Genomic DNA, 22,053 nt, shown 5'->3' with positions numbered 1-22,053 from the left:
CGCGGCGGCCGCGGTGGAGATCCGGGCCGCCAGTGCCGCGATCCGCTCGGCCGACGGCAGTTCCAGGGCGAGCACCGCGCGCAACGCGGCCGGTTCCGGTCCATCGGCGGTATCGCCCACCAGGCCCTCGAGCGCGGCGGTATCGGGGACCGGCTCGCGCAACAGCGCGACAGCGCGCCGCGCGCGATGATCGGTGACCTCGGCGAGTTCGGTCAGCAGGGTCTGTCTGTCCCGGCGCGCGGTCCGGGCCGCGCGCTCGAGGTCCAGCCGGCGGACCCGGATCCGCTCGTGCGCGACGATGAGTTCGTCCAGACCGAGCAACTGGTGCAGCGCGTCGAACAGTTCGCTGGGCTTCCCGTCCACCAGCGCGCCGAGTTCGCTGTAGGACAGGAACGGCCGGTACAGCTCCAGGGGCAGCACCCAGTCACCGCTCGCGAAAATCTGCTCGGGCCCGTCCCCGCGCCGCTGAGTCCAGGTGCCCCCGGGCAACGGTTCCTCGGCGTCCCATTCCCGGGCGACGGTCAGCGCGGGTTCCGGGCCGTCGGTGCGTAATTGCAGTTCCACCCGGACCGGGCCGGACCGGTGCAGGTTGCGCCAGCCTTCGCGCCAGGCGGTCGAACGGCCGTCCCAGCGGCGGTTGCCGCCGGTCAACGCGAGTTCCGCGGCTTCGGCGAAACTCGATTTCCCGCTGCCGTTGCGGCCGGTCACCAGCGTCAGCCCCGGGCCGGTGGGCAGTTCGAGCGTGGTTTCCGGGCCGATACCACGGAACCCTCGCACCCGGATGGCGCTCAGGAAGACGCCGTCGAGACCGGAACTCGTCGCGTTCGCCGTGGCTTCGGCGGAGCCGGGCGGCGGGTCGAGGGCCGCGCGCACGAGCGCGGCCACCGCGGCGGGAATATCCGGATCCGCATCGATGCGGCGCGCTATCACCTCGGCGGGCCGGACGGACGTCGCCCCGGATTCCTCACGCACAGAGTTCACGGAAGTTCTCCACCCCCTCGAGGCCACACGCCTGTCGAGCCCCCGTGTGTGGTCGTACGGTCGAAAGCTGTGCGAAACGCTACCCGATAGCAGCCGTTCCGGACAGAGCCGGTTCCCGGCTCCGTCCCGGACGGTTGCGATACACCACGCCGGAACCGAGCGCGGGGAAGTACGCACGGCCGGCGGCTCGAACGTGCCCGCGGGGATGGGATCTGGTCATCGGCCGACCCGACCGGCTGCCGATGGCCACCCCTCGCCAACCCCGTCGGGCAGCTCGTCGGTGTGTCACCCTTCAGGGGTGGCTCGGTCTGGCCGAACAGGACAGAATGCCAGATCCGATCGGATCCCGCAACATTTACGGTATTGCCGGTAGCCTCGAATACGGTTCGGCGCCAAGCGCTTCCGTCGGTGACCATGCCAGGAAGAGATTCTGTCGGTGCGGTGCGATAGAAATCTTTCGACCGAGAGACGGGGGCATCATGACCGACCGAAACGAGTCCGCCGGATGACACAACGGTGGAGCGAGAACCAGGTGACAGCGCTCGCGCCCGATACGAGTTCCCTCACCGCCGCCCGCAAATTGGCCGGAAAGTGGTCCGGTACCGGCTGGTCCGGGACCGCACTGTGGGGATTGTGCAAGGGCAGCGGAAAAACCCCGTACCAGACGATCGTCGATCTGGCCGGGCCCGCTTTCCGCTGCTCCTGCCCGAGCCGCAAGTTCCCGTGCAAACACGCCCTGTCACTGCTGCTGATCTGGTCGGCGGGCACGGTGGCGGAGTCCGCCGAAACAGCCGATTTCGCGGCCGAATGGATCGGCCGTCGCGTCGCGAAGGCGGCCGCACCGCCGAAGCGGCCGCGCGGGGGCGATCCGGCCACCGCGCGGCAGCGGCAGGAACGAGTGGAAGCCGGTCTGGCCGAACTCGATACCTGGCTGGTCGACCAGATCCGTACCGGACTGGCCCAGACAGATCGCTCCCACGCGGCGTTCGAGGCGGTGGCAGCACGGCTGGTGGACGCCCAGGCACCCGGCCCGGCCGCCGCGGTGCGCCGGCTGCCCGACGCGGTGGTGCGCCGGGCGAACTGGCCGGAAGTGCTGCTGGGGCGGTTCGCGTGGCTGCACCTGCTCATCACCGCCCATACTCGAGCGGACGCGCTGCCCGCGCCGCTGGTGGCCGCCGTCCGTGGCCATATCGGCTATCCGGTTCCGGCGGAAACGGTGCAGGCCGAACCCGCGGTGACCGATCGGTGGCTGACCGTCGGCATGCGCACCGAGGAAGAAGACCGGCTGCACACCCGCCGGACCTGGCTCCGCGGCATGCGCACCGGCCGGTGGGCGCTGCTGGTGGAACATTCTTTCGGCTCCCCCGTCTTCGCCGCCGGCACCCCGCCGATCGGCCTCGCAGCCGAGTACGCGGTGCACTTCTATCCGGTTGCGGCACCGCTGCGCGCGGTCGCCGGATCGGGCCGGGACGAGACGGCACCCACCGCCGCGGAACCGCCGGAGACCGTCGGCTCGGCGACCGTCGCCGCCGCACTGACGGATTTCGCGACGGCGGCGGCCGCCGACCCGTGGCTGGAGTCGTGGCCGGTCCTGCTACACGGGGTGACACCCGTGCGGCAGGGCGAGGACTGGCTGATCGGCGAATCCGACGGCACCGCGCTCCCGTTGGCGGAGCCCGTACAACCATGGCGACTGCTCGCGCTGTCCGGTGGCCACCCGGTAACCGTCTTCGGTCTCTGGACGGGCCGGCGGCTGGAGCTGATCTCCGTCCTGGCCGACGGGGATTTCCACGATGCCGGGCACGCCGTGGACGCCGCCGGCTCCGCCGTCACCGCCACACCGGAGGCAGCGTCGATCGCCCTGCTGGGTACCGCACGCGGGGCGGGCACACCGTCGGGAATCGGCGAACAGGTGGCCGCGGCCGTTGCGGCGCTTCCGGGGCGGGATGCCGCGCAGCGCCTGCTCGCGACCACCGCGCTGGAGATGGCCTGGGCGCGCGGCGGCTATCTGCCCCGCCGGGTCGAGATGTCCGGCGCGCCGGCCGCCGACGACCCACGACCGGAACTCCCCCGCGCGGCCGCCGACCGGCTGGCCGTGCTGATCGAATCCCGGCCCGAATTCTTGCCCGAATGGTTCGCCGCCGCCGCGCCGCACGAATACCGCGCCCCGCACCGGCTGGTGGGACCGCTGCTCGAATTCGCGGCGGGCAACAGCGATTTGCGCGAGGCGGCGCTGCGATTGGCCGGCGCCCGCGGCCGCTGGCTGGCCGGATGGATTCCGCGCTGGCACGATCTGGCGCGGCGGGATACCACCGAGCCCGAACCCACCGAGGAGACCTGGTATCTGGGCCGGCCGCCGGAACGGCTCGCCTGGCTGACCGCGCTGCGGCACCGGGACCCGGCTGCCGCGCGTGCGGCCCTGACCGAGGCGTGGCCGCGGGAATCGGGCGCGCCGAAGGCCGAACTGCTCGGGGTACTCGCCGATGGGCTGAGCGCCGCGGACGAGGAACTACTCGAGCGGGCGCTGGGCGATCGCCGCGGTGATGTGCGCCGTATCGCCGCGCAGCTGCTGGCCGGGCTGCCCACTTCGGCGCTCGCCGGGCGGATGGCCGCGCGCGCCGCCGAGTGGATCAAATGCGGCGAGGCCGGCGCGGGTCAGGGATCGGAGCTGTTCGTCGGCATTCCGGAGACAATGGACGAATCAGCGATCCGCGACGGTTTCACCGACGGCACCACGGAATTCGGATACCGCTGGAACGGACAGCCCGATCTCGCGGCGACCCGGCTGCGGAAACTGGTGGCCGCACTACCGCTGAGCTACTGGACCGGCCCCCTGGGTCCCCCGGTTCGCGCGGTCGTGACACACGTGGACGACCGTTTCCGGCAGCCGCTGTTCGACGGCTGGATGGATGCCGCCCTCGCCCAGCGCGATACCGGCTGGGCAGCGGCGCTGTTCACCGCCGGGATGCCGTCGAACCTGGCGATCCTGCGCCGCCGTGAACTGTTCGCGCTGCTCTCGCCCGGCGACCAGCTGCGCCATCTGCTACGGCTGGGCACCTCCTGGCTGTCCGAACTCGAATCCCTGCTGCCCGCGGTGGCCCATCCCTGGCCTCCGGAACTGGCCCGGCATCTGCTGCACCTGTTCGAGGAACGCGCCCGGACCGCCGCGGCCCGGCGGGGCGCGCCGGGCACCTACCCCGGTGCGCACCGTTCGCTGTTACACACCGCCGCCCTCCATCTACCGCCCGAAAGCGCGGGCGAGGTCACCGCGCTGGCGGCCCGCTGCGAAGCCGACGACTGGGCCGCGGCCCTCGGACTGCTCGCCCACGACCTCCACCAACGATCCGCAATGCTCGAGGAGCTGAAATGACCACCGCCACCGAACCCGCCCCGGCGCTGCTGCGCCCGCATGCCGAACAAGCCTTCGCCGACGAACTGCGCGCCCTGATCGCCGTGGACGATCGCCCCCGCCCGCCATCGTGGACCATGTCTCCGTGGGCGGTGGTCACCTATCTGCTGGGCGGCACCCTTTCCGATGGCACCGTGATCAGTCCCAAATACGTGGGACCGCGCCGGCTGATGGAGGTCGCCGTCGCGACCCTGGCCACCGATCGCGCCCTGCTACTGCTCGGCGTCCCCGGTACCGCGAAGACCTGGGTCTCCGAACACCTCGCGGCCGCCGTCAGCGGGTCGTCCACCCTGCTGGTCCAGGGCACCTCGGGGACCGCCGAGGAAGCCATCCGCTACGGCTGGAACTACGCCCGGCTGCTCGCCGAGGGTCCCAGCGATGCCGCGCTGGTGCCCTCACCGATCCTGAACGCGATGCGTACCGGCGCGATCGCCCGGCTCGAGGAACTCACCCGGATCCCGTCGGATGTCCAGGACGCGCTGATCACCATCCTGTCGGAGAAGACCCTGCCGGTTCCCGAACTCGGGATGGAAGTGCAGGCCGCCAAGGGTTTCAACATCATCGCGACCGCCAACGACCGCGACCGCGGCGTGAACGAACTGTCCTCGGCGCTGCGCCGCCGGTTCAACACCGTCGTCCTCCCGCTGCCGGGCAGCGAGGCCGAGGAGATCGATATCGTGACCCGCCGGGTCGAGCAGCTGGGTTCGGCGCTGGAACTGCCCGAGGTCCCGGCCGCCGCCGAGGAGGTACGCCGGGTGGTCCGGATCTTCCGGGAGCTGCGCGCGGGCGTCACCGCCGACGGCCGGACCAAGCTGAAGTCTCCGTCGGGCACGCTCTCCACGGCCGAGGCCATCTCCGTGATCACCAACGGTATGGCCCTGTCGGCGCATTTCGGCGACGGTGTGCTGCGGGCCGCCGATATCGCGGGCGCGGTGATCGGTTCGGTCGTCAAGGATCCGGTGGCCGATTCGGTGGTGTGGACCGAATACCTCGAGGCCGTGGTGCGCGAACGCCGCGAATGGGCCGATTTCTACCGCGCCTGCCGGGAGATCAACGGATGAGCCCCGCGCAGGCGGGCGAACCCGGGCAGACCCGGGTCTTCGGGATACGGCATCACGGCCCCGGATCGGCCCGGTCGTTACGCCTGGCGCTGGAGGAGTTCCGGCCCGACACCATCCTGATCGAGGGCCCGGCGGATGCCGACCCCCTGGTGGTCCATGTCGCCGCCGTGTCGATGGCACCGCCGGTCGCCCTGCTCGGTTATGTCTCCGACGATCCGGCCCGGGCCGCATTCTGGCCGTATGCGGTGTTCTCCCCGGAATGGCAGGCGCTGCGCTACGCGGTCGACAACCAGATACCCGTCCGGTTCTGCGATCTACCCGCCGCCCAGGTCCTGGCCGTCGACGACCGCACCGGTGGCCGTGACGCGCTGGCCGAACTGGCGGCCGCGGGCGGCTACGACGATGCCGAACGATGGTGGGACGCGGTGGTCGAATCGACCTCGGACATCGGAACCTTCGAGGCCATCACCGAGGCCATGGCCGCGCTCCGCGAGACCGCGATCATCGAACCGGAGACCGCTACAGGTGCCGGCCCGGACGGTGCGCACGAATCCGGGCTCGGCGCCGACGATCCGGGGAACCCACCGGCCGGCGAGTTCCGGACCGTTGCCGTCGACGAGGTCGGCGATGGCGATCCGGGTGCCTCGCCGGCCGACGAACTTCCCGGGGGGCTCCCGGCCCCCGGTGAGGTCGGCGATCCTGACCCACCGCAACCCGAGCCGCTGATCCTCGACCGGCACACCTTGATCCGCGAAGCCCATATGCGGCAGGTCCTGCGCAAGGCGCGCAAGGACGGAGCTCGCCGGATCGCCGTGGTCTGCGGCGCCTGGCACGCCCCCGCGCTCCAGGAACCGCTCGGGCCCGCCGCCGCGGATCTGCGCCTGTTGAAAGGCCTGCCCAAGGTCAAAGCAACCCTCACCTGGGTGCCGTGGACGCATTCGCGGCTCGCCGCCGCGTCCGGCTACGGTGCGGGAGTCACCTCGCCCGGGTGGTACCACCATCTGTTCACCGAGACCGAGCGCCCCATCGCGTCCTGGCTCACCAAGGTCGCGGGCGTAATGCGCGCCCACGACCTGCCGGTCTCCAGTGCCCACATCATCGAGAGCGTGCGGCTCGCGGAAACGCTGGCGGCCCTGCGGGCCCGGCCGCTGGCCGGCCTCTCCGAGGTCACCGAGGCGACCCGCGCGGTGCTGTGCGAGGGCGACGATACGGCGCTGCGCCTGGTCGGGACGGAACTGGTGGTGGGGGAAGCACTCGGCGCGGTGCCGCCCGAGGCGCCGACCGTACCGCTGGAAGCCGATCTGCGGGCCGCGGCCCGCACCCTGCGGCTGAAACAGGAAGCCCTGGTCCGCACGCTGGATCTGGACCTGCGCAAAGAACGCGATATCGGCCGATCGAGGCTGCTGCACCGGCTCCGGCTGCTCGGCGTGCACTGGGGCACACCCAGCGCCGGTACCGTGCAATCGAAAGGTACATTCCGGGAGACCTGGGAGCTGCGGTGGGAACCGGAGTTCGCGGTCCGGGTGATCGAGGCCTCCCGGTGGGGTACCACGGTGCAGGCGGCGGCCGAGGCGAAGATCCTCGATACGGCCGCGCGGTCGGGCAGCGGGGTCACCGAACTCACCGAGGCGCTGGAATTCGCGTTGCTCGCCGAACTGCCGGGCGCACTCGACGGGCTGATCGCCCGCCTCGGTTCCGCGGCCGCGGTGGACCACGATATGACCCATCTGCTGGCGGCGCTGCCCGGTCTGCTGCGCACGCTCCGGTACGGGGACGTCCGCGGCACCGATACCTCGGCGCTGACCCATGTCGCCGACAGCATGCTGGTCCGCATCTGCGCCGGCCTGCCCGCCGCGGTCACCGGTCTCGGCGACGAGACCGCCACGGCGCTGCGCGATCAGCTCGATACCGCCACCACCGCAATCCATACCCGGAACCACGCCGAATCCACCGAACAGTGGCTGTCGGTACTGGCCCGGCTGGCCGACCGGTCCGATGTGCACGGCCTGTTGGTCGGACGGACGGTGCGCCTGCTCTGCGACGCCGACCGGATCGATACCGAGGAGGCGGCCCGGCGGCTGGCGGCGGCGCTGTCGGTCGGCAACACCGCTGCCGCGAAGGCCGCCTGGGTGGACGGTTTCGTCGGCGGCCGCGGGCTGGTGCTGGTCCACGATCGCGCTCTGCTGCGGCTCATCGACGGCTGGCTCGCCGGTCTCTCCGAGGAGCAGTTCGTCGAGGTCGTACCGCTGTTGCGCCGGACCTTCGGCGCCTTCGAATCCGGGGAGCGCCGCGCGATCGGCGAAGCCGTGCGCGACGGCGGCCCGGCCGCGACCGCTCCCGGCGCCACCGAAACCGACCCCATCCGCGGTCTGCTCGCCCTGCGCACCGTCGCCGACATCCTCGGAGTCCCAGCATGAATATCACCGCACCGCACGATGTCAGCGACGAGGCCCGGCTGCGCCGCTGGCGCCTCGTCCTCGGCGCCGCCGCCGAGCCGGCGCTCGGCGGCCTCGGCACCGCCGACGACAAGGCCATCGACAAAGCCCTCGGCTCGGTCTACGACAGCGGCGGCTCCCGCGGCGACCGGGCGGGCGGCCTCGGCGGGTCGGCGCCGCGGGTCGCCCGGTGGCTCGGTGATATCCGGAACTACTTCCCGTCGACGGTGGTCGAGGTCGTGCAGCGGGACGCGGTGGAGCGGCTGAACCTCACCCAGCTGCTCCTGGAACCTGAGCTCCTGGAGTCGGTCGAACCCGATGTGCATCTGGTCGGCACGCTGCTGAGCCTGAACCGGGTCATCCCGGAGACCACCAAGGCCACCGCCCGGATGGTGGTGTCGAAGGTGGTCAAGGAGATCGAGCAACGGATAGCGACCCGTACCGTGGCCGCGGTGAGCGGGGCGCTCAACCGGTCCGCCCGCACTTCCCGGCCCAAACCGCGCGATATCGACTTCGACCGCACCATCCGCAAGAACCTCGCCAACTACCTTCCCGAGCAGCGCACCATCATCACCGAACGGCTGGTGGGTTACGGCCGGCGGGCCCAGGCGGTGCATCGTGATGTGATCCTGGCGATCGATCAATCCGGTTCCATGGCCTCCAGCGTGGTGTACTCCTCGGTATTCGGCGCGGTTCTGGCTTCGATGCGGTCGCTGCGCACCTCACTGGTGGTTTTCGACACCGAGGTCGTGGACCTCACCGAAAAACTCTCCGACCCGGTCGATGTGCTGTTCGGCACCCAACTCGGCGGCGGGACCTATATCAACCGGGCCATCGCCTACTGCCAGTCGCTCATCACCCGCCCCACCGACAGCCTGTTCTTCCTGATCTCCGACCTGTACGAGGGCGGGGTCCGGGAGGAGATGCTGCGCCGCGTGCACGCCATGAAGGAATCGGGTGTCCAGGTGGTGGTGCTGCTGGCGCTCTCCGATGACGGCGCGCCCTCCTACGATCGCGAGAACGCCGCGGCGCTGGCGGCACTCGGCGTGCCGGCCTTCGCCTGCACGCCCGACCGGTTTCCGGACCTACTGGCCCAGGCACTGAACCGGGGGGATCTCATGCGCTGGGGAACCGAGAACCGCTGAACCGCGCGCGCTCCGTGGTCCGGCCCGAACGGGCCGGACCACGGAGTGCGGACTCAGAGGTCGGCGATCGCCGCCAGCGGTGGGGTGCGGGCCGCCCGGATCGCCGGCCACAGCGCGGCCAGCACTCCCACGACCGCGGAGCCGATCAGCATGTACACCAGCTGATCCCACGGCACCGCGATCTGGTCCAGCCCTAGATCGCGCAAAGTGCGCAGGAATCCGACGCCCAGCCCCAGACCCAGGATCGCCCCGACGAGGGCACCGAACACCGCGATCAACATGGATTCCAGGTAGATCGTGCGGCGTACCTGCGCCCGCTGCGTGCCCACCGCGCGCAGCATGCCGATCTCCCGGCGGCGCTCCACCACCGAAAGCGCCAAAGTGTTCACGATACCCAGGACCGCGATCACCACCGCCAGCGCGAGCAGGCCGTACAGGATGGCCAGCAGGTTGTTGATCTGCTTGGCGTTCTCGCCCTTGAACTCCTCGCGGTCCAGGACCTGCACGATCACGAATTCCTCGGTGGCGCGCTCCAGATCGGTGCGCATGGACGCGAGGTCGGTCCCCGTTCGGGCCTTGACAAGTACCGCGACATCGGCCCGCAGGGAGACCGGAACCGCCTGTTCGTAGACCGTGGGCGGCACCATCAGCGGCCCCAGGACCCGCGAATCGGCGTAGACACCGGAAACCGTCAACGGGATCTCTCTACCGTCGAGGGTTTTCACCGGTAGCCGGTCACCGGTGGTCACGCCGTGCTCGGTCGCCTCGTCCTCGCCGAGCAGGATCTCGGAGTCCCCGAGGGTCGCCGAACCGCTCAGCATGTCGAGGTTCATGACCTGGTCCAGGGAGCCGTCGGGCGAGGTGCCGAATTCGTCGTCGTCACCGATCTCGAGCACGAGCCCGCGCAGACCCACGGTATACGCCGCCTCGGGCACCTTCGCGCGCACCGCGTCGGCGGCGCCGGTCGGCACCCCCATCATCTGCGGTCCGGTGAGGACGTAATCGGCCTCGATCCCCTGATCCACCAGCCGGGAAATGCTGACCTTCGCCGATTCACCCAGCATGCCGATGGCGGTGACCAGCATGAGACCCAGGGTCAGCGCGAAAGCGGTCGCGGCGGTGCGGCGCGGATTGCGGATTGCATTGTTGCGCGCCATCCGCCCGATCGACCCGAACGGCCGGATGAGCAGGCCCAGTCCGGCCAGCACCGGACGCGACAGCGCGGGCGAGGCGAACAGCACCGCCAGGATCAGGCTCAGCGCCCCGACGCCCACCACGGCCGCCGCGCCGCCGCCGGTGTGGCGGGCACCGAGCACCACCAGCGCGATTCCGGCGACCGCCAGTACCGCGCCGACCACCGTGCGCACCCGTAGCGTGTCACCGGTCGAGGCGAACTCCTCGCGCATGGCCTGGACCGGGGCGATCCGGGCGGCACGGCGGGCCGGCGCGTACGCGCTCACCACCGTCACCAGGAGGCCGACCGCGAAGGCGACCCCCACGGTCCGGGGCAGGACGGCCATCCGGCCGGTCGGCAATCCGAGGTCGAATGCGTTGAGCAGCCCGGCGAGCCCGTAGGCGAGCCCGATACCGGCCAGCAGGCCGAGCAGACTGCCGAGCACGCCGACGACCAGTGCCTCCCCGACCACCGACCGGCCCACTTGACCGCGGCTCGCGCCGACGGCCCGCAACAGCGCGAGTTCGCGCAACCGCTGCGCCACCAGCATCGAGAATGTGTTGTAGATGATGAAGGTGCCGACGATCAGCGCGATGGCGCCGAAGGCCAACAGGAAGTAGTTCAGGAAATTCAGCGCCTCGGAGAGCTGCGCTCGCATATCGGCGCGCACCTGGTCGCCGTTCTGCACCTTGTAGTCCGGGTACAGCATGGACAGCCGGTCGCGCAGGGTGTCCCCCGGTATGCCCTCGGCCGCTATATCCACGTAGGCGACATGGGTCCCGTCGGTGAACAGTTCCCGGGCCTGGGCCTCGGTGAACTGCAGCGCGATCTCTCCGCCGGTATCCGCGGGCGGCGCGTAGATGCCGGTGAGCGTGACATCGATCGGTCCGCCGTGGGAGGGGATGAGCACCTTGGTGCGGTCCCCGACCTTCAGACCGGCCCGTTCCGCGGCGCCGGTATTGAGCGCTATCTGGCCGGGTTCGGCCGGGGGTACGCCGGCGACGAACGGATCGGGTTCGGCGACCGCCTGCTGCGGCGGGATATAGGCCTGCCCCGAACTGGGCGCGCCGCCGGTCTGCACCGCTTTCTTCCCCGACGGATCGAGCAGCACCACCGCCCCCTCGATACCGGGAGCCACGGTGCGGACGCCGTCCATGCCTGCGATCCGGTCGACCACGTCCTGTGGAATGCCCGCGGACTGCCGCTCCTCCGGGCTCACCCGCACATCGACGCCCTTGGCCTCGCCTGCGAAGATCCCGTCGAAGGTGCGCTGCAGCGTATCGGTGAAGACGAAGGACCCCGCGATGAACGCGGTCCCCAGGACCACCGACAGCAGCGTCAGCACCAGCCGCACCTTGTGCGCGGCGAGATTGCGCAGCGCCACCCTGCGCATGGGATGGGCGGCCACTACCGGACCGCCTGTGCCGGCCGGGGACGCGCGTAGGTACCGGAGTGCGTCACCGGACCTCCAGAGCTTTCATCCGGTCCAGCACCGAGTCGGCGGTCGGATCGCGCATCTCGTCCACGATCCGGCCATCGGCCAGGAAGACCACGCGGTCCGCGTAGGCCGCGGCGGTGGGCTCATGGGTGACGATGACGACCGTCTGACCGAATTCGTCCACCGCCGCCCGCAGGATCGACAGCACCTCACCGGAGGAATGGGAGTCCAGGTTGCCGGTCGGTTCGTCGCCGAAGATGATCTGTGGTTTACCCGCCAGCGCCCGCGCACAGGCGACCCGCTGTTGCTGCCCGCCGGAGAGTTCGCTGGGCCGGTGGCCCAGCCGGTCCTCGAGACCGAGCCGCTTCAGGACCGTGGTGAGCCACTCCGAGTCGGGGGCCCGGCCGGCGATATCGAGCGGCAGGGTGATGTTCTCCAGCGCGGTCAGCGTCGGGACCAGGTTGAACGCCTGGAACACGAAGCCGACGCGGTCCCGGCGCAGGGCGGTCATCTGTTTGTCGGACAGGTCGGTGAGCTCGATGTCGCCGATCCGCACCCGGCCCGAACTCGCCTCGTCCAACCCCGCCAGACAGTGCATGAGGGTCGATTTCCCGGAGCCGGACGGCCCCATGATCGCGGTGAACTCGCCCCGCGCGAAATCGACCGTTACCGCGTCCAGCGCGGTGACCCGCGTATCCCCGGACCCGTAGACCTTGGTCAGTTCGATGGCGCCGGCGGCGACGGTGGACGAGGCGCCCGGCTCGGCCGGGTCCACGTCGACAGCGTGAGCAGTCATGGGTCCAGTGTGTCGGGCCGCCGCGAACCGCGCCATCCGGGATCGCCCTGACCACTCGTACACCTGCGGGATCGCCGGGTACGCGGGTGGGATGACACTGCGCCGGCGGGAAACGAAACGGCGGACCCCGCCTGCTGTGGGGCCCGCCGGTTCCGCTGCGTCGCTCAGTTCAGCGGCGCCGACTTCCACCAGGTCAGCATCTCGTCGATGGTGCCGACGATGCCGTCGGTGTACATCAGGTACTGGGCTCGTTCGGGATGGTTGGTGAACACCGTGACCATCTTCGGGCCGTCGCTGTCCCATTTGTAGTTGGTGTAGGTCCGGCCGCCGTTGGCGTCGGTGGACTTCTCCGAGGTCGCGGGCAGTCCCTTGACCACCGATTCCACCTCGGCCGCGGAGGCGTAGGCATAGATCCGGTAGAACGGATCGTCGTTGTTGTTGCCGCCGTAGCAGCGCCACTGCCAGGCCCATTTACCGAAATCGGGTTCGCCGTCGTCGGGGCTGGGTGTGTAGCTGTTATCGGTCTCCCAGCATTTCGCGTCGTGGTACCCGACCTCCTCGGCTGTCGACGCGGGTACCAGCCGCGGGAACTCCTTGCTGATGGAGTCCGCGGTCGCGGGCACCGGGGCCACGGTGGTCTGGGTACTGGTGCCGGCGGCCGTGGTGTCGGTTCCGCCGCCTCCGCCGCTCCCGGCGAGAGCCACCGCACCGATGACGACCCCGATCAGCACCACGAGTCCGACACAGATGGCGACGACGAGCCCGGTGTTCGACTTGGGCGGGCGCGGCGCCTGCTGGACCTGCGCCATCGGCTGCGGATAGTTCGTGGGCTGGGTGTATCCGCCCGGTGTTCCGCCGCCGTACGACGGCTGACCGACGGGTGTGGTGTACCCCAGAGTGCCCCCGTAGGGCTGCTGGTGCCCGTCCGCGGGGCCCTGCTGGAACCCGCTCGCGTACTGCTGGCCCGGCGCACCGCCGGCATAGGGCTGGCCCTGGACACCACTGGCGTAGGGCTGGCCCTGCACATTGCTCGCATAGGGCTGTGCCGGTACGCCCCCGGCGTAGGGCTGAGGCGCCGCGGTGCTCGGATACTGGTTCGCCCCGCTGTTGTACGGCCCGGATTGATACGACGGATTCACCATGGTGGGCGGCGGTACGGCCGGCGGGATCGCCGGGGAACTCGGCGAGGCGAGCGCCTGTTTGGCGGCTTCGGCGAATTCGGTGCACGAGGTGAACCGGTCATCGGGACGCTTCGCCATCGCCTTGGCCAGGACCGCGTCCAGCGACGGCGGCAGTTCCGGCCGGGCTGCGCTCAGCAATGGCGGTGGCGACTGCAGATGCCCCTGGATGACCCCCGCCGGATTGGTGGAGGTGAACGGACCGCTGCCCGTGAGCAACCAGTACAGCGAACAGGCCAGCGAATATTGATCCGAGCGGTGATCGAGGTCGGCGCCGGTGAGCTGTTCGGGCGAGGCGTAGGCCAGAGTGGCCGTGAACGTACCGGTCTGGGTGAGGTGACCGGTGTCGTCGCGCAGGCGCGCGATACCGAAATCGGTCAGGTAGACCCGTTCACCACGGCCGCCGGTCGAGCGGGCCAGCAGGATATTGGCCGGTTTCACGTCCCGGTGCATCACGCCCATACCGTGCGCGTAGTCCAGCGCGGACGCGGTTTCGGCGATGATCTGGACGGCACGTTCGGGCGGCAACTTCTGCGGATCCACCGAGGCGGCGTCGATACCGTCGATGTACTGCATCGAGATCCACAGCTGTTCGTCTTCGAGACCGCGGTCGTAGACCGTGACAATATTGGGGTGGTCCAGGCGGGCGACCAGATCGGCCTCCCGTTCGAATCTGGCGCGCACCTCCTTGTCGAAGAACATTTCGCGGTTCAGCAGCTTCAGCGCTGTCATCCGCGGCAGCCGCGGATGTTTCGCGAGGTAGACCGAGCCCATCCCACCCCGGCCGAGTTGCCGGTCGATGACATAGCCGGCGAAAACATCGCCGTTGGCCAGCATGGTTGCTCCAATTCCCGCCTGCGGGACCGGGACCCACCGGTACGCAGGCGTAGACGAAAAGCGTGTCCGGACCGCAACGGTCCGGGCACGCGAAATCATCGAAACCATAGCAGCAGTCGATACCGGGCCGAGGGCTCTCACCGGTCCGCATACGCAGCCGCAACACGGCTGCTACCTCGACACCGCGCTACCGGCGCGCCGCGCGGCCCCGGTGCCGGGGCGGCTCACCACGGATATCCGGGATTGCGGCGCTAGGTCGTAGCACCGGGGTCCCGGGGCGGCCGGTGGGGCCGGGCCACCGGCGGGGTCACCCCGGGACGGTTGCGCAGGCCGGGCAGATCGATCATCGCCGATTCGGCCGGGCTCGAACGGTGCACCCGGTCGGGGCGGGTGGCCCGGTCGTCCGCCGGGGACACGGCCCCGGGCGCGTGCCGGGTGTCGGGGCCCGGCTGCCGGAACTCGGCCGAACCCGGCTGTGGCCCGGCCGTGGCCGGGGGCCGGTGGTCACCGGGGCCCGGAAGCTGTCCGCCCGGGCCGGGATGCCGGTTTTCGGCGGACCGGTAGGGCGGGGCCGCCCCTGGATGCGGGTGCCCGGTGGACGGATACCGCGGCGCCGGTGGACCGGGGCGGCGGTGTTCGGTGGAGGGATAACCCGGCCCGCCCCGGGTGCCGGACTGCCGGAACTCCCCCGATCCGTACGCCGGAGCGGGTCCGGCCGGCGCCGGGTATCGCTGCGCGGGCCGCAATCTGACTCCCGGCGGTCCCCCACGCGGTGCCGGCGGGCGCAGTGCCCGCGCGGCGGCCGTCGCGAATTCGGTACAGCTGAGGAACCGGTCGGCGGGATTTTTGGCCAGCGCCCGCGCGAGAACTTCGTCGAGCCCCGGCGGCAGCCCGGGCCGGATCCGGGTGAGCCGGGGCACCGGCGCGGTCAGATGTGCCTGGATGAGTTCGGCCGGATTGTTTCCGCGATACGGGCCCGACCCGGTGAGCAGCCAGAACAGCGTGCAGGCCAGCGAGTACTGGTCGCCGCGGTGATCGAGTTTCGCACCGGTCAGCTGTTCGGGGGCGGCGTAGGCCAGGGTCGCGGTGATGGTGTCCGCCGCGGCGATGGTGGTTTCGGCGTCGCGCACTCCCGCGATACCGAAATCGGTGAGCAGGACCCGTTCCGGCTGCCCGATGGGCGGTTTCGCGAGCAGGATGTTGCCCGGTTTCACATCTCGGTGCAGCACCCCGTTGGCATGGGCGAAGTCCAGGGCGATCCCGGTATCGGCGACGATCTGCACCGCTCGCCGTGGATCGAGGACGTGCAGATCCACCAGTGAGGCATCCGAACCCGGCACGTACTGCATCGAGATCCAGAGCTGTCTGCCCTCGGCGCCGCGGTCGTAAACGGTGACGATATTGGGATGCTCGAGCCGGCCCGCGAGTTCGGATTCCCGTTCGAAACGCAGGCGTATCTCCCTGTCGGAGTACAGGTCCGGGTTGAGCAGTTTCAGCGCGACCAGCCGCGGGAGCCGCGGGTGCCGGGCGAGGAACACCATACCCATACCGCCGACGCCCAGCCGCCGCCGGATGGCATAGCCCGCGAAATCGTCACCGGGCTCGAGCATGGCCGATTCCCCCTCGTCGGGTCGTACGCGTGTCTTCCGGTGTATCTTCCCGCACCGCCCGGGCGCAACACGAGAGCCGGTTGTCGGTTCGGGGCGATAGTCTGGCGCCATGCGCATTGGAGCACATGTCCGCACGGACAGCGACCCGATCGGGTACGGCGAGCGACTCGGCGCCGATGTCGTCCAATTGTTCGTGGTGGATCCGCAGAGCTGGGACAAACCCACGCCGCATCCGGCGACCGAGCAGATCCTGGCCAGCCCCATCGATGTGGTGGTCCATTCCTCCTATCAGATCAATGTGGCCAGCACCAACAACCGGCTGCGGATGCCGTCGCGTAACGCGGTGGCCCAGCAGGCCCGGGCGGCGGCCGATCTCGGCGCGTTCGGGCTGGTTGTGCACGGCGGGCATGTGCGCAACGACGGCGAGATGGAGGCCGGTTTCGACAACTGGCGCAAACTGTTCGAGCGCCAGCAGGACAAGGGCGGCTTCGCGGTGCCGATCCTGATCGAGAACACCGCCGGTGGTAACCACGCCATGGCCCGGCATTTCGACAATATCGCGCGGCTGTGGGAGGCGGTGGGCGATTACGGGGCCGGTTTCTGCCTCGATACCTGTCACGCCTGGGCGGGCGGGGAGGATCTGGTCGGCGTGGTGGAGCGGATCCGGGGAATCACGGGCCGGATCGATCTGGTGCACCTCAATTCCTCCCGCGACGCATTCGATTCCGGTGCCGATCGGCATGCCAATTTCGCCGAGGGCACCATCGATCCGGATCTGCTCACCGAGGTGTGCCGGACCGCCGACGCGCCGGTGATCCTGGAGACCCCCGCCGAGGGCATCGTCGACGACTTGGCCTATCTGCGCGAGCATTTGCGCTAGCGGCGCGTTCCGCCCGGCCGGACGAAACGCAACGAGATCACGACGGTAGCCCGCGCACAGGTGACAGCACCCTTGTGATCAGCGCGACCACAATCCTGTTCGGTACCGGGGTCCGGTGGTGTGCTCGAGAGGCGAACGATTCCGCTCTCGATCCGTGAGGTGCCCATGACATCCGAAAACACCACCCCCGCCACCCTCCCCACCGTGGTCAAGCTCGGGTCCAGGATCGGAGCGCGTATCGACGGGGTGCGGCTGGGCGGTGACCTCGGTCCGGCGGCCGTCGAAACCATCCGCAAGGCGCTGGTGGAACACAAGGTGATCTTCTTCCGCGGCCAGGACCAGCTCACCGAGGACGGCCAGTACGAGTTCGCCGAACTGCTCGGCAGCCCGACCACCCCGCATCCGACGGTCACCTCGCACGGCGAGAAGACCCTGGCCATCGATTCCGAGTACGGCAGCGCCAACAGCTGGCACACCGATGTGACCTTCGTGGACCGCATCCCGAAGGCATCGATCCTGCGGGCGGTCACCCTGCCGCCGTACGGCGGCTCCACCACCTGGGCCTCCACCGTGGCCGCCTACGATTCGCTGCCCGAGCCGCTGCGGCTGCTGGCGGAGAACCTGCGGGCGGTGCACACCAATGTCTACGACTACGTGGGCCGCCACGGGGAGCATCCGGACGAGAAGACCAAGGAGCACCGCGCCGAGTTCGAGTCCTCGCTCTACGAGACCGAGCACCCGGTCGTCCGGGTCCATCCGGAAAGCGGCGAGCGCGCACTGCTGCTCGGCCATTTCGTGCGGAACTTCGTCGGTTTCTCGACCACGGAGTCGCAGACGCTGTTCCGGCTCTTCCAGGATCGGGTGATCCGGCTGGAGAACACGGTGCGCTGGGATTGGCAACTCGGTGATGTCGCGATCTGGGACAACCGCGCCACCCAGCACTACGCGGTCAACGATTACGACAGACAGCCCCGCCGGTTGACCCGGATCACGCTCGCCGGGGATATCCCGGTGGGTGTCGACGGCCGACCGAGCACGGTCATCACCGGTGACGCCGGTCACTATTCGGTGGTCGAGTCGCCGCGCGCGCTGGCCTCATGAGCCGGTAGGCCCCGCGGCCGCGGCGAGCGCCGAGGTCCACGGGGCAAACCCGGGTGCGACCGGCCACGGGGGCATCCGCCAGACTGGGGACCATGAACTACTGGCCACCGACAGGTTCGCCCTACGCGGCACCGGGCGCTACCGGGGCCTTCCCGGCCGATTCCGGGGCCGGTGTCGCGGACCGGGTCCGGACCTCCACGCACCGCCCTCGCGGCGGCGCTACGGGGGTCGCGCGGTGAAACGACGTCGTACTGCCCGCGGCCCACGGGACCGCAACCGTCACGAACTCCGCGCCCCCGCGCACCGGCGGCCGACGGTCCATCCCAACCCCGCGGGCCTCAGTGACAAGCCCTGCGGCGGCGTGATGTGTGTCCGTCCCGGGCCGGGACAGCCCGAGAACGGCTCCTGACAGGAGCGCTGTCCCTAATCGCCTTCCTCGGATTTTTGGGTGAGGGACGATATGGCCTGTATCAGGGGCCTCAAGGTGGACATCGCACCGAGGCCACCACCGCTCTCCCCGGACTCCTGGCTACCGAATACCGGGCTCTGTATCGGCATGCCGACGCTGGGCGAGAGGACCTCGGAGGTCATCTGGCCGGGTAGGCCGACAGCGGCGCGCCCCGTGGGGTCGCCAGGCGTCGTGAGGAAGTGTTGTCTTCGACCGGCCTCGTCGCCGATTGCCGCGCTGTCATCTTCCACTCGGAAGAACTCGGGCCCCCCGAGCGGCGGGGCATCGCCGGCTTTCAGAATGACGCGTCCATCCTGCGTTTCGTACCGTTCGACTCTCTTCGGCAGGTTCTGGTCGATTCGAAGGGCGTTGTCTTCGGAATCCTGGCGGGCCCGGAGCACTACGTGCTGAGCGTTCCCCAGCGCGGAGTCGATGTGACCGCGCATGATCACTTCTTGATTCTTGGTCAATTTGCCCGGAACCGACAGTTGATCCTGCAGAGTTGTGACCGTGTCCCGGAGGGTGCCCAATGCGCGAGGCCCGATCATGGAGGCATCATCAACGGCAGATCCGGCGATCTGATCACCGCTTTCGATGTCTTTCCGCCAGTGGACGACCTTTTTGCGGTGCCCCCCGTATTCGCGGGCGATGGCACCGCTGCCGATATCCTCACCCCCGGGTAAGGCCGAATCGAACCAGCCGTCCTGCCCTGCCGGATCACCGGTGTCGGTCCGGGGACGGATCACGTGGACCCGATCGACCGGCCCCGCCGGACCACCGGTGCCGGCCCCGGGACGGATCACGTGGACCCGATCGACCCGCCCTGCCGAATCCCCGGAGTCATTCCCGGGACCGATCAGATGGACGCTGGGCCTGTCTCCGGAATCACCGGGCCCCATGCTGTCGACCGCTTTTTGCAGCATCGTTTCGGCTTCTTTCACGATGTGCAGGAGATCTGCCGAGCCATCCGGGCGCGGCAAGCGCACGTGAAACCGATTTTGATTCACCATGTTCATTCCTGAGTTCGTGTCGACGCGGAGTCAGTTCGCATTCGTACGACCGAGCAATAGTGGGTCGGGAGATGAGACCCGTTTCGGTTTTTCAGGCCGTGGGAGCACCGAGACGATGGCCGGCTCCTCGGCTCACCCGGCCGAAGGGACGACATGGTGGGGCCGGGTTGCGGGGCTCGACAAGTTCACCGCGGGGGGTTGCGCGACCGTGATCGGGGTTGTGATCGTGACCGGCCCCGCGGGTGTGGCGGCGGACGAGTCGGCCGCGAACAGTGGGTGGTTGACGACCTGGGCGTAGCTGTAGGCGGCATCCCGGAGAAGTTGGCGGGACGGCTTGCCGTCGAGTAGTAGGAGGAGTTCGACGGCCCGAAGCTCGAGCGCGAGTGTCCGTGTGGCTTCTGGTGCCCGGCCGGGTAGCGGTTCGGTACCGCTGAACACGGCTGTGCCACGGTGTTGCCGGGGCCCGGTTGCAACGGAGTGGCGGAGCTCGGTCCACCACGCCGAGGGAACCGTCTGCCCCCGGTCGAGCCGGGTCAGCAGACGTTCACGGAGTTTGTGAAGTTCGTCGTCCCGGTTCCGTCGCCCGAGCCGGGCATGGGCGTCGGAGGCGAGTCCGGCGACGCAGGCCCTGATCATAGTGTCCGGCACAGTGTCGATCGCCGGGTCCAGGCCGTCCGAGCTGTAGATGCCGAGGCGGTCGACGAGGCGTGCGGTGGTGTCGATCGGATACAGCCCAGGGGTGATGTCGCCTTCGACCGCGGCGTCGGGGACCGCGCCGTGGAGGCTCATATCCACCGTGCCGGTGGTGACGAGGGCCGTCATCCGCGATGTGTGCCTCGCTCCCCACACCGATCCGAATCCGACCAGAATCCGCGCCGGATCGGCAGCACCCTCCCAGGCGGTTTCCACACCGTCCAGGGTGTTGGCTATTCTCGGCGCCCACGGCGTGGCCATTGTGCTCGGGAACTGTGCCCCCGCGGGTAGCCAACCGCGGCCTTGGTTCGATGTCACGAACGTTTGCACCAGGTCGCCCGCACGCATCACCGCAACCGCCCAATCCAGCCCGGGGATGTCCGGCGCGGTGTTGATTATTGTGCTCAGCTGCTTCCTGGCGAGATCGAGGTCGGTGTCGTCCGAGGTGTTCTTTGCTCGCGACCACGGTGTTTCGCGCCTGCCGCCGCGACCGCCGAAACCGGGGCCGGGACCGGCCATGGCAGGGCCGGCAGTGTTGGTTGCCGCCGTCGCCGATCGGTCAAGGGTGTCGATCGACCGTGGGTCCGCGGCCGGACCGTTCGTCGTGGTGGTGGAGCTCGGGTGGCCCGAGGAGTCCGCGGCTGTGCCGGTATCGTCTGCGAGGCTCGGTGAATTCGAGTGCTCTGCGGGGGTCGGTGAAACAAAGTGCCCAGCGAGGGCCGGTGAATGAGATTGTCCCCCGCCGGAAACCGCCTGTTCGATACTGCGCCCGCGCTGCTGATCGACCAACTCCATCTTCCATGCCGCGGTGCGCAGATTGTCGGCGGTGAGTTGATGAGTATCGGCGAGTGCGTTGCCGTCGGCCTGCCGGGCGTCGACGTAGCGGAGCAGCGCCTCATAGACCGGCAGTGCAATGTTGCCGTATAAGGCGAGATAGCTGTCGAGCCACTCGGTGGGCGGCGCTACCCGGGCGCGGATCTTGTCGGCCTCCTCCTCATGGCGGATCGCCAACTCCCGCAACAGGTCGAGATCGATGTCCAGTGGTTCGGTCATACCGGCGGTTCTCCTGCTGTGATGTCCAGCGTCTTCGGGTGCGGTGCACATGGGTCGGAGAAACGATGTTGGAGAATTCCGACATCCGACCGCGGCCGCCGAAGTCGTCATGTGGCGGCGATCCGCACCGGCAGGCGGACGCCGTCGGGCGTGCTACGTTCGAGTTCGGCTGTCGGGAAATACCTTTCGACCTGCGGACATACGCGCAGGTGTCGAACCGGGCGGCAGCGGCGGCCGCCACCGACGACCCTGCCGCATCGAGCGTCGTTCCGATGAGCACGGTGAGGCGCAACTAGCGGGTCCGAGGCGTGGCGTCATGGTTCCCTCCTTCGCGCCGAGACGGCTTTCCGGTTCACCCGGGTGAAAATCGACAGTACGAAGCACGTCTTCAGGATTTCTTGAGCAATGATTAGGAAATCGTTAGATATCTCCGGTGCGGAGCGCCGGGAACGAGATCCGGAGCGGCCGGGTCCAGGCGGTGCCACAAGCTGCGTTTGCCCTGTTGACGATCTCGGATACCTGTTGACTCGCGGCGTGCGTGTTCCGCCGGACATCGGAGCGGTGCATCGGGGTCCGAGATCCATTGCAGATACCGGTCACCCCGGTCGCGGACGTCTTTTCAGCGACGGCAGCTGACCGAGGCCGGCTCTATGGTGGTGCCATGACGCCCATTGTGTCCGCCCCATGGGTGAAAACAGGCAGCGCGGCTGTGCTCGTCGCGTTCCCGGGGACCTCCCTACGGACCGAATCAGACCCCGGCTTACACCTGGTTCCTACCACAGGCCCCACCCACAAGCGTGCAAG

The 22,053-nt window shown here is 69.4% G+C and carries 13 protein-coding genes; 6 read left to right on the top strand and 7 right to left on the bottom strand.

Annotated features, from left to right (window positions below; all coding sequences use genetic code 11):
• Window positions 1-981: AAA family ATPase (locus NS4_RS26280; protein WP_245665736.1), on the bottom strand; the 981-nt coding region annotated here is incomplete at its 3' end.
• A 505-nt stretch (window positions 982-1,486) separates the two neighbouring features.
• Between NS4_RS26280 and NS4_RS26275 the strand changes: the two genes are divergently transcribed.
• Genes NS4_RS26275 through NS4_RS26260 form a run of 4 tightly spaced genes read left to right on the top strand, consistent with a single transcriptional unit; the run spans window position 1,487 to window position 9,031 of the window.
• On the top strand, window positions 1,487-4,351 hold the full coding sequence (locus tag NS4_RS26275) for an SWIM zinc finger family protein (RefSeq protein ID WP_063062175.1): 2,865 nt from the start codon (window positions 1,487-1,489) through the stop codon (window positions 4,349-4,351).
• The gene (locus tag NS4_RS26270) at window positions 4,348-5,451 is read left to right on the top strand and encodes an ATP-binding protein (RefSeq protein ID WP_063062174.1); all 1,104 of its coding nucleotides are present in this window, start codon (window positions 4,348-4,350) and stop codon (window positions 5,449-5,451) included. Before NS4_RS26275 ends, NS4_RS26270 begins: the two co-directional genes overlap by 4 nt.
• Complete coding sequence (locus tag NS4_RS26265) at window positions 5,448-7,868, top strand: DUF5682 family protein (RefSeq protein WP_063062173.1); 2,421 nt, start codon at window positions 5,448-5,450, stop codon at window positions 7,866-7,868. Before NS4_RS26270 ends, NS4_RS26265 begins: the two co-directional genes overlap by 4 nt.
• On the top strand, window positions 7,865-9,031 hold the full coding sequence (locus NS4_RS26260; RefSeq protein ID WP_063062172.1) for a VWA domain-containing protein: 1,167 nt from the start codon (window positions 7,865-7,867) through the stop codon (window positions 9,029-9,031). Before NS4_RS26265 ends, NS4_RS26260 begins: the two co-directional genes overlap by 4 nt.
• A 53-nt stretch (window positions 9,032-9,084) precedes the next feature.
• Here the strand turns inward: NS4_RS26260 and NS4_RS26255 are convergent, their stop codons facing one another.
• From NS4_RS26255 to NS4_RS26240, 4 genes are all read right to left on the bottom strand, one after another.
• Entirely contained in the window at window positions 9,085-11,598 is a 2,514-nt protein-coding gene (locus NS4_RS26255) for an ABC transporter permease (protein WP_063062171.1), read from the bottom strand.
• Between the two features lie 64 nt (window positions 11,599-11,662).
• Window positions 11,663-12,439 (bottom strand): ABC transporter ATP-binding protein, encoded by a 777-nt coding sequence (locus NS4_RS26250; RefSeq protein WP_063062183.1) that lies wholly within the window; start codon window positions 12,437-12,439, stop codon window positions 11,663-11,665.
• Window positions 12,440-12,603: 164 nt separating this feature from the next.
• The gene (locus NS4_RS26245) at window positions 12,604-14,454 is read right to left on the bottom strand and encodes a serine/threonine-protein kinase (RefSeq protein WP_063062170.1); all 1,851 of its coding nucleotides are present in this window, start codon (window positions 14,452-14,454) and stop codon (window positions 12,604-12,606) included.
• 251 nt (window positions 14,455-14,705) lie between these two features.
• A complete protein-coding gene (locus NS4_RS26240; protein ID WP_063062169.1) occupies window positions 14,706-16,064 on the bottom strand; it encodes a serine/threonine-protein kinase in 1,359 nt (452 codons plus the stop codon).
• 109 nt (window positions 16,065-16,173) lie between these two features.
• On the opposite strand from NS4_RS26240, the gene NS4_RS26235 reads away from it, so the two are divergent.
• Window positions 16,174-16,944: a deoxyribonuclease IV gene (locus tag NS4_RS26235; protein WP_063062168.1), complete on the top strand. Its 771-nt coding sequence runs from the start codon at window positions 16,174-16,176 to the stop codon at window positions 16,942-16,944.
• A 165-nt stretch (window positions 16,945-17,109) separates the two neighbouring features.
• Window positions 17,110-18,045, top strand: coding sequence for a TauD/TfdA dioxygenase family protein (locus NS4_RS26230; RefSeq protein ID WP_063062167.1), 936 nt, complete (start codon window positions 17,110-17,112; stop codon window positions 18,043-18,045).
• A gap of 423 nt (window positions 18,046-18,468) precedes the next feature.
• Here the strand turns inward: NS4_RS26230 and NS4_RS26225 are convergent, their stop codons facing one another.
• The gene (locus NS4_RS26225; protein WP_063062166.1) at window positions 18,469-19,509 is read right to left on the bottom strand and encodes a hypothetical protein; all 1,041 of its coding nucleotides are present in this window, start codon (window positions 19,507-19,509) and stop codon (window positions 18,469-18,471) included.
• A gap of 126 nt (window positions 19,510-19,635) precedes the next feature.
• Window positions 19,636-21,249: a type VII secretion target gene (locus tag NS4_RS26220; protein ID WP_063062165.1), complete on the bottom strand. Its 1,614-nt coding sequence runs from the start codon at window positions 21,247-21,249 to the stop codon at window positions 19,636-19,638.
• Window positions 21,250-22,053 lie beyond the last annotated feature (804 nt).

The organism is Nocardia sienata NBRC 100364, from assembly GCF_001613205.1.
Taxonomy (GTDB): Bacteria; Actinomycetota; Actinomycetes; order Mycobacteriales; family Mycobacteriaceae; genus Nocardia; species Nocardia sienata.
Note: the sequence above shows the minus strand (reverse complement) of the source record. Positions and strands in the feature narration are given on the sequence as shown.

Coding starts and splice junctions, on each gene's coding strand:
- NS4_RS26275 (WP_063062175.1), top strand. CDS start 1,487: ATGACACAACGGTGGAGCGAGAACCAGGTGACAGCGCTCGCGCCCGAT.
- NS4_RS26270 (WP_063062174.1), top strand. CDS start 4,348: ATGACCACCGCCACCGAACCCGCCCCGGCGCTGCTGCGCCCGCATGCC.
- NS4_RS26265 (WP_063062173.1), top strand. CDS start 5,448: ATGAGCCCCGCGCAGGCGGGCGAACCCGGGCAGACCCGGGTCTTCGGG.
- NS4_RS26260 (WP_063062172.1), top strand. CDS start 7,865: ATGAATATCACCGCACCGCACGATGTCAGCGACGAGGCCCGGCTGCGC.
- NS4_RS26255 (WP_063062171.1), bottom strand. CDS start 11,598: ATGCGCAGGGTGGCGCTGCGCAATCTCGCCGCGCACAAGGTGCGGCTG.
- NS4_RS26250 (WP_063062183.1), bottom strand. CDS start 12,439: ATGACTGCTCACGCTGTCGACGTGGACCCGGCCGAGCCGGGCGCCTCG.
- NS4_RS26245 (WP_063062170.1), bottom strand. CDS start 14,454: ATGCTGGCCAACGGCGATGTTTTCGCCGGCTATGTCATCGACCGGCAA.
- NS4_RS26240 (WP_063062169.1), bottom strand. CDS start 16,064: ATGCTCGAGCCCGGTGACGATTTCGCGGGCTATGCCATCCGGCGGCGG.
- NS4_RS26235 (WP_063062168.1), top strand. CDS start 16,174: ATGCGCATTGGAGCACATGTCCGCACGGACAGCGACCCGATCGGGTAC.
- NS4_RS26230 (WP_063062167.1), top strand. CDS start 17,110: ATGACATCCGAAAACACCACCCCCGCCACCCTCCCCACCGTGGTCAAG.
- NS4_RS26225 (WP_063062166.1), bottom strand. CDS start 19,509: ATGAACATGGTGAATCAAAATCGGTTTCACGTGCGCTTGCCGCGCCCG.
- NS4_RS26220 (WP_063062165.1), bottom strand. CDS start 21,249: ATGACCGAACCACTGGACATCGATCTCGACCTGTTGCGGGAGTTGGCG.